12 protein-coding genes are annotated in these 13,256 nt (G+C 61.5%); 6 read left to right on the plus strand and 6 right to left on the minus strand.

Annotated features, from left to right (window positions below):
• Nucleotides 1–106: 106 nt before the first annotated feature.
• The 4 genes from lpdA to Q7C20_RS12195 are packed head-to-tail and all read right to left on the minus strand — an operon-like array spanning nucleotide 107 to nucleotide 5,042.
• Nucleotides 107–1,483, minus strand: a complete 1,377-nt coding sequence (gene lpdA / locus Q7C20_RS12180) for a dihydrolipoyl dehydrogenase (RefSeq protein WP_375067619.1) — start codon at nucleotides 1,481–1,483, stop codon at nucleotides 107–109.
• 3 nt (nucleotides 1,484–1,486) lie between these two features.
• Nucleotides 1,487–2,746 (minus strand): dihydrolipoamide acetyltransferase family protein, encoded by a 1,260-nt coding sequence (locus Q7C20_RS12185; RefSeq protein ID WP_375067620.1) that lies wholly within the window; start codon nucleotides 2,744–2,746, stop codon nucleotides 1,487–1,489.
• A complete protein-coding gene (locus tag Q7C20_RS12190; protein ID WP_375067622.1) occupies nucleotides 2,747–3,805 on the minus strand; it encodes an alpha-ketoacid dehydrogenase subunit beta in 1,059 nt (352 codons plus the stop codon).
• 1 nt (nucleotide 3,806) lies between these two features.
• On the minus strand, nucleotides 3,807–5,042 hold the full coding sequence (locus Q7C20_RS12195) for a 3-methyl-2-oxobutanoate dehydrogenase (2-methylpropanoyl-transferring) subunit alpha (protein WP_375067624.1): 1,236 nt from the start codon (nucleotides 5,040–5,042) through the stop codon (nucleotides 3,807–3,809).
• Nucleotides 5,043–5,237: 195 nt separating this feature from the next.
• On the opposite strand from Q7C20_RS12195, the gene bkdR reads away from it, so the two are divergent.
• Nucleotides 5,238–5,726 (plus strand): Bkd operon transcriptional regulator BkdR, encoded by a 489-nt coding sequence (gene bkdR, locus Q7C20_RS12200; RefSeq protein ID WP_375067626.1) that lies wholly within the window; start codon nucleotides 5,238–5,240, stop codon nucleotides 5,724–5,726.
• Nucleotides 5,727–5,856: 130 nt separating this feature from the next.
• On the opposite strand, the gene Q7C20_RS12205 is transcribed toward bkdR, so the two are convergent.
• Nucleotides 5,857–6,720 carry an MBL fold metallo-hydrolase gene (locus Q7C20_RS12205; protein ID WP_375067627.1) on the minus strand — a complete coding sequence of 288 codons (864 nt, stop codon included), beginning with the start codon at nucleotides 6,718–6,720 and terminating at the stop codon, nucleotides 5,857–5,859.
• A 94-nt stretch (nucleotides 6,721–6,814) separates the two neighbouring features.
• Here Q7C20_RS12205 and Q7C20_RS12210 point away from each other — a divergent pair, with 94 nt between their 5' ends.
• The 5 genes from Q7C20_RS12210 (at nucleotide 6,815) to Q7C20_RS12230 (ending at nucleotide 12,209) form a co-directional block, all read left to right on the plus strand.
• Nucleotides 6,815–7,150: a helix-turn-helix transcriptional regulator gene (locus Q7C20_RS12210; RefSeq protein WP_005789341.1), complete on the plus strand. Its 336-nt coding sequence runs from the start codon at nucleotides 6,815–6,817 to the stop codon at nucleotides 7,148–7,150.
• A gap of 49 nt (nucleotides 7,151–7,199) precedes the next feature.
• Nucleotides 7,200–8,444, plus strand: a complete 1,245-nt coding sequence (locus Q7C20_RS12215; RefSeq protein ID WP_375067629.1) for an FAD/NAD(P)-binding oxidoreductase — start codon at nucleotides 7,200–7,202, stop codon at nucleotides 8,442–8,444.
• The gene (locus Q7C20_RS12220) at nucleotides 8,445–9,251 is read left to right on the plus strand and encodes a sulfite exporter TauE/SafE family protein (protein WP_375067631.1); all 807 of its coding nucleotides are present in this window, start codon (nucleotides 8,445–8,447) and stop codon (nucleotides 9,249–9,251) included.
• Nucleotides 9,252–9,426: 175 nt separating this feature from the next.
• The gene (locus tag Q7C20_RS12225; RefSeq protein ID WP_375067633.1) at nucleotides 9,427–11,070 is read left to right on the plus strand and encodes an MFS transporter; all 1,644 of its coding nucleotides are present in this window, start codon (nucleotides 9,427–9,429) and stop codon (nucleotides 11,068–11,070) included.
• Nucleotides 11,067–12,209 carry an HlyD family secretion protein gene (locus Q7C20_RS12230; protein WP_375067635.1) on the plus strand — a complete coding sequence of 381 codons (1,143 nt, stop codon included), beginning with the start codon at nucleotides 11,067–11,069 and terminating at the stop codon, nucleotides 12,207–12,209. Before Q7C20_RS12225 ends, Q7C20_RS12230 begins: the two co-directional genes overlap by 4 nt.
• Nucleotides 12,210–12,281: 72 nt before the next feature.
• Here Q7C20_RS12230 and Q7C20_RS12235 read toward each other — a convergent pair whose 3' ends face one another.
• Complete coding sequence (locus Q7C20_RS12235; RefSeq protein WP_375067637.1) at nucleotides 12,282–13,187, minus strand: aldose 1-epimerase; 906 nt, start codon at nucleotides 13,185–13,187, stop codon at nucleotides 12,282–12,284.
• Nucleotides 13,188–13,256: the final 69 nt, after the last annotated feature.

Raw genomic sequence — 13,256 nt, forward strand, 5'->3', positions numbered from 1 at the left:
GACACCCTCTATCTCTGGTCAACCGCCTGGTCGAAGGCAGGCTTGTCGGTTTTTTACTGGATGGGCGCAACAATACTTCATTCTTGCTTTATGTGGGAGCGCGGTTTTACAGGTGCAACGCATGGCCCAATGCCCGTAACGCTGCTTCCTGCACGGCCTCGCCGAGGGTCGGGTGGGCGTGGATGGTGCCGGCCACGTCTTCCAGGCGTGCGCCCATTTCCAGGCTTAGGCCGAACGCGGTGGAGAGTTCCGAGACGCCAACGCCCACGGCTTGCCAGCCGACGATCAGGTGGTTGTCACGCCGCGCGACAACGCGCACGAAGCCGGTTTTCGACTCCAGGGTCATCGCCCGGCCATTCGCCGCAAACGGAAAACTGGAGACGATGCAATCCAGGCCTGCCGCCTTGGCGTCGTCCGGCGTCTTGCCGACCACCACCAGTTCCGGGTCGGTGAAACACACCGCCGGGATGGCGGCCGGGTTGAATTCACGGGCTTCACCGCTGATCAGTTCGGCCACCATTTCACCTTGGGCCATGGCCCGGTGCGCCAGCATCGGTTCGCCGCTCAGGTCACCAATCGCGTACACGTTGCGCATGCTGGTCTGGCAGCGGCTGTCGATCTTGATGGCCGCACCGTTCATGTCCAGGTTCAGCGCTTCGAGGTTCCAGCCCTGGGTGTTGGGTGTGCGGCCGACGGCTACCAGTACCTGATCGGTTTCCAGGGTCAGGGTGTCGCCATTCGGGTCACGCACCTGCAGGCAGTTGTTCTCGAAGCCCGTCACGCTGTGCTTGAGGTACAGTTTCACGCCCAAGTGCTTGAGGGATTCGTTGACCGGTTGAGTCAGCTCGGCGTCGTAGGCGGGCAGAACGCGATCCTGCGCCTCGACCACACTGACCTCGGCGCCCAGCTTGCGGTAGGCGATGCCCAGCTCCAGGCCGATGTAACCGCCGCCCACTACAATCAGGTGCTTGGGCACGCTTTTCGGCGCCAAGGCCTCAGTGGAGGAGATGATCGGCCCGCCAATCGGCAGCATCGGCAGGTTGACGCTTTTCGAGCCGGTGGCGAGCAACAGGTGTTCGCACTGAATGCGCTGGTCGCCGACGTCAACAGTCTTGCCGTCCACGACCTTGGCCCACCCGTGGATCACCTGGACTTTGTGTTTTTTCAGCAATGCCGCAACGCCGGTAGTCAGCCGATCGACGATGCCGTCTTTCCATTCCACGCTTTTGCCGATGTCCAGCGTCGGTACATCCACCTTGATGCCCAGTTGAGAGTTCTGGCTGTGGTGGAGGGTTTGCTGGAACTGCTCGGCCACGTGGATCAAGGCTTTGGAGGGAATGCAGCCGATATTCAGGCAGGTGCCACCCAGCGACTGACCTTCGACCAAAATGGTCGGAATGCCCAGCTGGCCGGCACGAATCGCTGCCACATAGCCGCCAGGGCCGCCGCCGATAATCAGCAGTTTGGTATTCAAGGTGTGCATGACTTACTCCAGGAACAGGCTGGCGGGTTGTTCGAGCAGGCCGCGAATGGCCTGGATGAATTGCGCCGCGTCCATGCCATCGACCACGCGGTGATCGAAGGAGCTGGAGAGGTTCATCATCTTGCGGATCACGATCTGGCCCTTGATCACCATCGGCCGTTCCACAATGCGGTTGACCCCGACGATGGCCACTTCCGGCAGGTTCAGCACCGGCGTGCTGACGATACCGCCCAAGGCGCCCAGGCTGGTCAGGGTGATTGTGGAGCCCGACAACTCGTCACGGCTGGCCTTGCCCGTGCGCGCGGCAGTCGCCAAACGCGCGATTTCCTCGGCATTGCCCCACAGGCTGCGGGCTTCGGCGTGACGCACCACCGGTACCATCAAACCGATATCGCTTTGGGTGGCGACGCCCACATGCACGGCGCCAAGGCGAGTGATGACCTGAGCTTCGTCGTCGTAACGCGCGTTGATCTGCGGGAAGTCGCGCAACGCCACAACCATGGCGCGCACGATAAATGGCAACAGGGTCAGCTTGCCGCGTGTGGCGCCGTGTTTCTCGTTGAGGTGCACGCGCAGCTCGTCGAGGGCGGTGACGTCGATCTCTTCCACGTAGCTGAAATGCGCGGCGCGGCGGGTCGCGTCCTGCATGCGCTGGGCAATCTTGCGGCGCATGCCGATCACCGGGATTTGTTCCTCGGTGTTGCGTTCGGCGTAGGGGTTGGTAGTCGCGGAATTTTTCGCCGGACCCTGGAGCAAGAAAGCGTCCAAATCTTCGTGCAGAATCCGGCCCGCTGGACCAGAGCCCTGGACCAGGCGCAGTTGAATGCCGGCATCCAATGCGTGTTTGCGCACGGCAGGCGAGGCCAGTGGGCGTTCGTCGGCTTCACGGGCCACTGGAGCAGCAGCAGGTTTGGCCACGGGTTGAGCCGCAACCACCGGAGCGGGTTTGGCCTCAACCACGGGAGCCGGCGCTGCCTTCACAGGTTCAGCCACCGCCGGCGCATCCTTGGCGTTGCCCGCGCCTTCCACTTCAATACTGATCAAAATACTGCCCACGGCCATGAGTTCACCCGGCTCGCCGCCTAGGGAAATCACTTTGCCGTGCACCGGCGAGGGAATGTCCACCATCGCCTTGTCGGTCATCACATCCGCCAGCACCTGGTCTTCAACCACCAGGTCGCCCACTTTTACGTGCCATACCGACAGCTCAACTTCTGCGATGCCTTCGCCAATGTCCGGCATCTTGATAACGTGCGTGCCCATTCAGACCTCCATAACCCGTTTCAACGCCGCGCCCACTCGGGTCGGCCCTGGGAAATACGCCCATTCCTGCGCGTGCGGGTAGGGGGTGTCCCAACCGGTGACGCGTTCGATCGGCGCTTCCAGGTGATGGAAGCAATGCTCTTGCACCAGCGCCACCAGCTCGGCACCGAAGCCGCAGGTACGCGTGGCTTCGTGCACCACCACGCAACGGCCGGTCTTTTTGACTGACTTGACGATGGTTTCCAGGTCCAGCGGCCACAGGCTGCGCAGGTCGATGACCTCGGCGTCGATGCCGGTTTCTTCAGCGGCGACTTGTGACACGTACACGGTGGTGCCGTAGGTCAGCACGGTCACGGCCGAGCCCGGACGCACGATGGCGGCCACGTCCAGCGGCACGGTGTAATAGCCGTCCGGCACTTGCGCTTGCGGGTGTTTTGCCCACGACGTAACGGGGCGGTCGTGATGGCCGTCGAACGGGCCGTTGTACAGGCGTTTTGGCTCAAGGAAGATCACCGGGTCATCGTTTTCGATGGAGGCGATCAGTAAACCTTTGGCGTCGTAAGGGTTGGACGGCATCACCGTGCGCAGGCCGCAGACCTGAGTAAACACCGCTTCGATGCTCTGGCTGTGGGTCTGGCCGCCATAGATGCCGCCGCCGCACGGCATGCGCATGGTCAAGGGCGCCGTGAACTGGCCCGCCGAGCGGTAACGCAGGCGAGCGGCTTCGGAGATGATCTGGTCGGTGGCGGGGTACACGTAGTCGGCGAACTGAATCTCGGCGACCGGGCGCAAACCGTAGGCACCCATGCCTACCGCGACGCCGACGATGCCACTTTCGGAGATCGGCGCGTCGAAGACCCGCGAGCTGCCGTATTTGGTCTGCAAGCCTTCGGTGCAACGGAACACGCCGCCGAAGTAACCCACGTCCTGGCCGAACACCACCACGTTGTCATCGCGGTCGAGCATCACATCCATGGCCGAGCGCAGCGCCTGGATCATGGTCATGGTCGTGGTGGTCATGGCGGTTTCCACTTCAATGCTGTTGTTGTGATCGTTCATGTCAGATCCCCAACTCTTGACGCTGGCGCTTCAAGTGCTCCGGCATCTCTTTATAGACGTCTTCGAACATGGTGGCGGCGCTTGGAATCTGCCCGCCAGCGAGGGTGCCGTAGGTTTCGGCTTCTTTTTGCGCCTTGACCACTTCGGCTTCAAGTTCGGCACTGACCGCCACGTGTTCTTCTTCGGACCACTGGCCAATCTGGATCAAGTGCTGTTTGAGACGGGCAATCGGGTCGCCGAGGGGGAAGTGGCTCCAGTCATCGGCAGGGCGGTACTTGGAAGGATCATCCGAGGTGGAATGCGGGCCGGCGCGGTAGGTAACCCACTCAATCAAGGTTGGCCCCAGGTTGCGGCGCGCGCGCTCGGCAGCCCAGGCGGAAGCGGCGTACACCGCGATAAAGTCGTTGCCGTCCACCCGCAAGGAAGCAATGCCGCACCCGACGCCGCGTCCGGCGAAGGTGGTGGCTTCACCACCGGCGATGGCCTGGAACGTCGAAATCGCCCACTGGTTGTTCACCACGTTGAGGATGACCGGCGCGCGGTAGACGTGGGCGAAGGTGAGGGCGGTGTGGAAGTCGGATTCAGCCGTGGCACCGTCGCCGATCCAGGCCGAGGCAATTTTGGTATCGCCCTTGATTGCCGAGGCCATGCCCCAGCCCACGCCTTGTACGAATTGGGTGGCAAGGTTGCCGGAAATGGTGAAGAAGCCGGCGTCCTTGACCGAATACATGATCGGCAACTGGCGGCCCTTGAGCGGGTCGCGCTCGTTGGACAGCAGTTGGCAGATCAGGTCCACCAACGGCACTTCGCGTGCCATCAGGATGCTTTGCTGGCGGTAGGTAGGGAAGCACATGTCGTCAATGTTCAAGGCCAACGCCTGGGCGCTGCCGATGGCTTCTTCGCCAAGGCTTTGCATGTAGAACGACATTTTCTTCTGACGCTGGGCGACCACCATGCGGTTGTCGAAGATCCGCGTCTTGAGCATGGCGCGCATGCCACGGCGCATGATGTCGACGTTGACGCCTTCAGCCCACGGGCCGAGGGCCTGGCCCTTGTCGTCGAGCACGCGAATCAGGCCCTTGGCCAGGTCGGCGGTGTCGGCGGGTTCTACGTCGATGGCGGGTTTGCGCACCGTACCTGCGTCAGTCAGGCGCAGGTAGGTAAAGTCGGTTTTGCAGCCTGGGCGGCCCGAGGGTTCGGGGACGTGCAGGCGCAGTGGTTCGTACTGCTGAGTCATGGCTTTCTACGCTCTATCTTGTGAATTTCTTGTAGTGGGCGCGCTAGCTGACAGTCCGTCTTCGGGTAGAAGAAATCTTGTCCTACAACAATCATAGGCGTGGCGTAGAAGAATATTTATCTCTGTTTCATTGCGCTGTGGATCATTTGCGGATAAAAAAACTGCATAAACATAATAAACAGGTGATTTTGTCTCATGCGCAAACTGGACCGTACCGATATCGGCATTCTCAACGCCTTGCAGGAGAACGCGCGCATCACCAACGCCGACCTGGCCCGCTCGGTCAACCTGTCGCCCACGCCGTGTTTCAACCGGGTGAAGGCGATGGAGGAATTGGGCCTGATCCGCGAACAGGTCACGCTGCTCGACGCCGATTTGCTGGGGCTGCACGTTAACGTGTTCATCCATGTGAGCCTGGAAAAGCAGAACGAGCTGGCGCTGCAGCAGTTCGAAGGCGCGATCTCGGACCGGCCGGAAGTGATGGAGTGCTACCTGATGGCGGGCGACCCGGATTATTTGATCCGGGTACTGGTGCCGACGATCCAGTCGCTGGAACGCTTCATGATGGATTTTTTAACCAAGGTGCCCGGCGTGGCCAACATCCGCTCCAGCTTCGCGCTCAAGCAAGTGCGCTACAAAACCGCGCTGCCACTGCCGGCGAATGGCATCAACCTGGGCACCTGAAACCCAACAGGTTCACACAATCCAAACTGTGGGAGCGGGCTTGCTCGCGAATGCGGTGTGTCAGTCGATTCATGTGGGTCTGACAAACCGCATTCGCGAGCAAGCCCGCTCCCACAGTTAAATCACATTTTCACAGTTGGTTGAGTGGGATCTTGAGGTAAACAACACCGTTGTCTTCTGCTGGCGGCATATGTCCCGCCCGCACATTCACCTGAATCGCCGGCAACAACAATGTCGGCATTCCCAGCCCGGCATCACGGTTGGTGCGCATCTCGACAAACGCCGCCTCATCCACCCCGTCATGCACATGAATATTCCCCGCCCGCTGCTCGGCCACCGTCGTCAGGCACTTGGCCTCACGGCCCTCGGGGGGATAGTCATGGCACACGTACAGCTCGGTTTCCAAAGGGAACGCCAGCAACTTGCGCATCGACGCATACAACTGCCGCGCATCGCCGCCGGGGAAATCGCAACGCGCCGTTCCCACATCGGGCATAAACAGCGTGTCGCCCACCAGAATCAACCGATCCTCAATCAGATAGGCCATGTCCGCCGGCGTATGCCCCGGCACATGCAGCGCCTGAGCCTTCAAATTTCCGATGTGAAAGACCTCATCCGGCGCAAACAGGTGATCAAACTGTGAGCCGTCCACGCAAAACTCCGGCTCCAGATTGAACAACCTCTTGAACACACCCTGCACCTTGCTGATCGACTGACCAATCGCAATCTTGCCGCCCAACGCGCGGCGCAAATACGGCGCCGCCGACAGGTGATCGGCGTGGGCGTGGGTTTCCAGCAGCCACTGCACCTGCAAACCGTGCTCATGCACAAACGCGATGACTTTATCTGCGCCGGTCGTCTCGGTGCGCCCGGAAGCCGGGTCGTAATTGAGCACTGAATCGACAATGGCGCACGGGCCGCTGTCGTGTTCATAAATGACATAGGTATAGGTCGACGATGCCTCGTCCAGAAAAGCTTGAATCAACGCTGGCATGGCGGCTGTCCCCGATAGCGAAAAAAGTGGTTACAATCAGTTTACGTTTACACATAATGTTTTGAGCTTAAGTGACACAAAGGACCCGAAGCAAATGGAATCTACTCTGAGTGAAGGCGAAGTCGCCCAGTTGCGGGCGTCGGCGTCCAAGGCCTGTTCCCTGCTCAAGGCGCTGGCCAATGAAGACCGTTTGCTGATCCTCTGCCAGTTGACGCAGGGCGAGCGCAACGTTGGCGAGCTCGAAGCGCTCACCGGCGTACGTCAGCCCACGCTGTCTCAACAGTTGGGCATCTTGCGGGATGAAGGGTTGGTCGCCACCCGTCGGGAAGGCAAATACATTTTCTACGGGCTGGCCAGCCACGAAGTGATTCAAGTAATGAAAACCCTGTCCGGGCTTTACTGCGGCGCGGTTATTAAAAGTTGGGCGTGACGCCATCCGGCAGCGACCCTTGTGTGCACGATAAGAAAGGCGACTGACCATGAATGAGCAACACGGTGGACCGACCATCAGTGGCGATATCGTAGTCATCGGCGGCGGCTCGGCGGGCATCGGCCTGCTGGCCAGCCTGCTCAAGCGCGACGCTCACCTCAACATCATCCTGATCGAACCCAACGAATTTCATTATTACCAGCCGGCCTGGACGCTGGTGGGTGGCGGCGCCTACGACCTGAAAAAGACCCGACGCGCCCTGGCGGATGTGCTGCCCAATGGCGTGACCTGGGTGCAGGCCGCTGTCAGCGAGTTGTTGCCCGACGAACAGAGCCTGGTGCTCGACAGCGGCCAGCGGGTCAGCTGGAAAAACCTGATCGTGTGCCCCGGTCTGCGCCTGGCCTGGGAGAAGGTCGTAGGCCTGGAAAACACCCTCGGCCAAAACGGCGTCACGTCCAACTACAGCTACCAGCATGCGGCGTACACCTGGCAGTTGGTGCAGCAACTCAAGGGCGGCAAGGCGATCTTCACCCAGCCAGCCATGCCGATCAAATGCGCGGGCGCACCGCAAAAAGCGATGTACCTCTCCTGCGATCACTGGCTCAAAGGGGGCGTTCTGAAAGACATCAATGTGGAATTCAACCTTGCCGGCGCCGCACTGTTCGGCGTGCCGACCTTTGTGCCGCCCTTGATGAAGTACGTCGAGAAATACAACGCGCACCTGGCGTTCAATTCCAACCTGGTCAAGGTTGACGGCCCGGCGCGCAAGGCGTGGTTCGAGGTGAAGGATGCCGAGGGCAACGTTGCCGTCGAAGAAAAATCCTTCGACCTGCTGCACGTGGTCCCGCCGCAAGTCTCCCCGGATTTCATCCGCCAGAGCCCGCTGGCCGATGCTGCCGGCTGGTGTGAAGTGAACCCGCAAAGCCTGCAACACCTGCGCTACCCGCACATTTTTGGCCTGGGTGATGTGTGCGGCACCGCCAACGCGAAAACCGCTGCGGCGGTGCGCAAGCAAATTGTGGTGGTTGCCGAAAACCTGCTGGCCCTGCGTAAACAGGCGCCGCTGCCGCTCAAATACGACGGCTACGGTTCCTGCCCGCTGACGGTAGAGAAGGGCAAGGTGGTACTGGCCGAGTTCGGCTACGGCGGCAAGCTGCTGCCGACTTTTCCCCTTGACCCGACCATAGCGCGACGCTCGATGTGGTTCCTCAAGGCCACGCTGCTGCCGTGGTTCTACTGGAACGGCATGCTCAAGGGCCGCGAATGGCTGACGCGCCTGAGCAAGGTGGATTAAATGCTGCTGGCAGGTGTGTTGGGATTATTGATGGGGCTGGTCATGGGCCTGACCGGCGCGGGCGGTGGCATCCTCGGGGTGCCGGCGCTGGTGCTGGGGTTGGGCTTGAGCATGACCCAGGCCGCGCCGGTGTCATTGCTCGCGGTGGGCGCGGCGGCGGCGGTCGGAGCGATCGACGGCTTGCGCCATGGCCTGGTGCGTTATCGCGCGGCGTTGTTGATCGCGCTGCTGGGCGCGTTGTTTTCCCCGCTGGGAGTGTATGTCGCCCATCAGTTGCCGGAAAAACTGCTGATGGGCCTGTTCAGCGCGCTGATGGTGCTGGTGGCCTGGCGCATGTTGCAGCGCGAAAAGGTTGAAGCCGGTCCGAGTGATCATGGCACTGCGTCCTGGGGCCAGAAGAACTGCATGCTGGATCAGCAGACCGGTCGCTTCGACTGGACCGCCAAATGCAGCGCCACCCTGGCGGCGTTGGGCGCGGTGACCGGCGCGGTGTCGGGCCTGCTCGGCGTGGGCGGCGGCTTTTTGATCGTGCCGGCGTTCAAGCAACTCACCGACGTGCAGATGCGCGGCATCGTCGCCACCTCACTGATGGTGATCAGCCTGATCTCGTTGGTGGGCGTGGTCGGCGCGTTTCGTGCCGGTATCAGCATCGAGCCCATGGGCTGGGTGTTTATCGGCGCGAGCATCCTCGGCATGTTGCTTGGGCGTCGCCTGTGTACCGTGATCAAGGCGCGCGTCCTGCAAGTTGGTTTCGCCAGCCTGTGCGTGCTGGTGGCCGCCGGCATGCTGTTCAAGGCTGCCCTCTGATTCCGGTTGGAATACAGCTCAAATGTGGGAGCGGGCTTGCTCGCGAAGGCAGCGTGCCAGGCACCGAATTAGTCGCCTGACCCACCGCTTTCGCGAGCAAGCCCGCTCCCACAGTTTTCACCGTGGCCGCCTTAGGCTTGGCAAGTTGAACGCCGCTCAGGTCTACTACTCCCAAATGGATAAATACAGCCCCCACACCTGGCAGCCCCACGAGCGACCGAGCCTGCCCGGCTCGCCGTCGACGCCGCTGCATTCCACGCCCAAGCGCTGGCTGTTTGCGCTGGTGGGCGTGTTGGTGGCGATTACCGGGGGCCTGGGCAACGCGCTGGTTATCGCCAACCTGCAATACCTGCAAGGCGCACTCGGTGCGACCACCGCCGAAATGGCCTGGCTGCCCGCCTCCTACGTGATGACCAACGTGTGCATGAACCTGCTGCTGGTGAAGTTTCGCCAGCAGTTCGGTTTGCGCGCGTTTACCGAGGTATTTTTGGTGCTGTATGCACTGGTGACCTTCGGCCATTTGTTCGTCAACGACCTCAGCTCAGCGATTGCGGTGCGCGCGGCCCACGGCATGGTCGGCGCGGCGCTGAGTTCGCTGGGCCTGTATTACATGATCCAGGCGTTCCCGGCGAAGTGGCGGTTGAAGGCGTTGGTGTTGGGCCTGGGCACAGCGCAACTCGCGTTGCCGCTGGCGCGGCTGTTCTCCGAGGACTTGCTGCAAATCGCCGAATGGCGCGGCCTCTACCTGTTCGAATTGGGCATGGCGCTGATCTGCCTGGGCTGCGTGTTCCTGCTCAAGCTGCCGCCCGGCGACCGCTTCAAAACCTTCGAGAAGCTCGACTTCCTGACCTTCGCCATCCTCGCCAGCGGGGTCGCGCTGTTGTGCGCGGTGCTGTCTTTGGGGCGTATCGACTGGTGGCTGGAGGCGCCGTGGATCGGCGTGGCGTCGGCGCTCTCGCTGGTGTTGATCATGGCCGGCCTGGCCATCGAGCATAACCGCGCCAACCCGTTGTTGATGACGCGCTGGCTCGGCAGCGGCGTGATGATTCGCCTGGCACTGGCGGTGGTGCTGATTCGCATGGTGCTGTCGGAGCAATCCACTGGCGCCGTGGGGTTCATGCAAATGCTCAACATGAGTTACCAGCAAATGCACACCCTGTACGTGGTGATGCTGGCCGGGGCGATTGCCGGGCTGGTGGTCAGTGCGCTGACGATCAACCCGGCGCACTTGCTGATGCCGTTGATCATCTCCCTGGCGCTGATGGCGACGGGTTCGGTGATGGACAGTTTCTCCAGCAACCTGACCCGACCGCAGAACCTCTACATCAGCCAGTTTCTGCTGGGCTTTGGCGGCACCTTTTTCCTCGGGCCGACCATGGTGCTGGGCACGCGAAACGTGCTGACCAACCCGCGCAACCTGGTGAGTTTTTCGGTGATGTTCGGGATTTGCCAGAACCTCGGCGGCCTGATCGGCGCAGCATTGCTGGGCACGTTCCAGATCGTGCGCGAGAAGTACCATTCGAGCATGATCGTCGAACACCTGACCCTGCTCGACCCGCGTGTGGCCGCGCGCGTGCAGAGCGGCGGCTCGGCCTACGGCGGCATCATTGCCGACCCGGAGTTGCGCAACCTGATGGGCATCCGCAGCCTGGCCACGGCGGCGACCCGTGAGGCGAACGTGATGGCCTACAACGATGTTTTCATGCTGATCGCGATCATCGCGATCCTGACCATGATCTGGATCTTTATCCGCAGCCTGTGGCTGATGAGTACCACCAAAGCAGCCACTCCCGTTCAACCCAGCGGCGTAACTCAATGACTGAAACGACCACGACCACTAATGCCGTCGCGTCCACCCCTGAAGGCACGACACCTGCAGGGTCAACCGTGACTGAACCGCGCTCACTGCGGGTGCGCGTTATTTCTTCGATGGGCTTTGCCGCGATTGCGATCGTCGGCGTGCTGATCGTGCTGTATGCCTGGCAATTGCCGCCGTTCAGCAGTGCGGTTGAAACCACAGAAAACGCCCTGGTGCGCGGCCAGGTGACGATCATCGGCCCGCAACTCAGCGGCTATGTGTTTGAGGTGCCGGTGCAGGACTTCCAGTACGTGAAGGCCGGCGACTTGCTGGTGCGTCTGGATGACCGCATTTACAAGCAACGCCTTGATCAGGCGCTGGCGCAATTGGCCGTGCAGAAGGCCGGGTTGGCCAATGTGGTGCAGCAGCGCAACAGTGCCGAAGCCACCATCAAGTTGCGTCAGGCGGCGTTGGCGGACAGCGAAGCGCAGTCGCGCAAGAGCACCGCAGATTTGCGTCGCAATGAAGAGCTGATCAGCGACGGTTCGGTATCCAGGCGCGAGCTGGACGTGACCCGTGCCGCCAACGCGCAGACGATCGCCGCGGTTGCCCAGGCTCAAGCCAATCTGGACATCGCACGGCAGGACCTGCAAACGGTGATCGTCAATCGCGGTTCACTGGAAGCCTCCGTCGCGAGCGCCGATGCGGCCGTTGAGTTGGCGCGCATTGACCTCTCCAACACCCGCATCACCGCGCCACGTGACGGCCAGTTGGGCCAGATTGGCGTGCGCCTGGGCGCTTACGTCAATTCCGGCGCGCAGTTGATGGCGCTGGTGCCGCATCAGCTGTGGGTGATCGCGAACATGAAAGAAACCCAGATGGACAATGTGCAGGTCGGCCAGCCGGTGACCTTCACCGTGGATGCGCTGAACCACCGCAAGTTTCACGGCACGGTGCAGCATATCTCCCCGGCGACCGGGTCGGAGTTCAGCCTGTTGCAGGCAGACAATGCCACCGGCAACTTCGTGAAGATCGCCCAGCGTGTGCCGGTGAGGATCACGGTGGACCCGGACCAGGCCGAGAGCGAGCGGCTGCGGCCGGGGTTGTCGGTGGTGGTGAGCATCGACACCGCCGGGCGCCTCAAAAATTCACCACCCTGACACTGACACAATGCAGATCAACATGTGGGAGGGGGCTTGCTCCCGATGGCGGTGTGTCAGACAGGAGATGTGTTACTGACCCACCGCCATCGGGAGCAAGCCCCCTCCCACAGTTGGAATGTATTTCAGGCTGAACTCCAGCTGAGTCGACTGGCCTTGCTTCAACAGCTTCAGCCCGGGCCTTCCCGGCAAATGGTGGGCATTCACCGGATGACTCACCGGTTCAATACAAAAGAACCCCAACCCTGGCGGGCAGTACAACAGAAAGTAATCGGCACCGCTGGCCTGACACTCCAGCGCATACCCCAGCTCCGGCTGTTCAATCCGGCAATGCCCGTCCCACTGGCAAAACCCGTTGTCCACCAACCCCTCCGGCAGGCCTTTGAGTTGCTGGAAGTCCCATTCCATCGGCAGCGGCGCCAGGCCCGTGGGCAGCTTCGACGCGTCACTCATCCACACCTGCGAGGCTTTCGCCTGCAGCCGTGTACCGGGCCGACGCGGCAGATACGGATGCAATCCCACTCCATGCCACGCCGGGTGTTCAGCCAGATGAGTCACGCTCAAGGCAATACTCAACTGGCCATTGCTCAACCGAAACCGCTGTTCGGCGCGATAGGCAAACGGCGTCTCACACTCCACCGCCAGTACCACTTCGTCCGCCGCCTGGCTGAGCACCTGCCACGCCTGTTGCCACGCCGAACCATGAATCGGCAGCGGGTCGGTAAGGCTGTTCGGCGCCAGTGGCAGCCAACCGTCAGAATTGTTGAAACCGCCTTCGGCAATCCGGTTGGACCAGGGCGCCAGCGGATAACAGCCGAGTTTGCCCGGCAAACCGGTGTTCACGGCCTGCTCGTCGCTGTGGCGTAACAGCGGCTGGCCCGTGGCGATGACCGTCCAGTTGACGATGCTGCCGCCCACGGCTGGAGCCAGGGTGAGGCGGGTGAGTTGATCGTTGAGTTCGATGAATTCAGAAGGCATGGTGTCCCGCCGTGTGCAATAGAACAAACGCCAGGGATCAAAATGTGGGAGCGGGCTTGCTCGCGAAAG

The organism is Pseudomonas sp. AMR01 (genome assembly GCF_041946035.1).
Classification (GTDB): Bacteria; Pseudomonadota; Gammaproteobacteria; order Pseudomonadales; family Pseudomonadaceae; genus Aquipseudomonas; species Aquipseudomonas antarctica_B.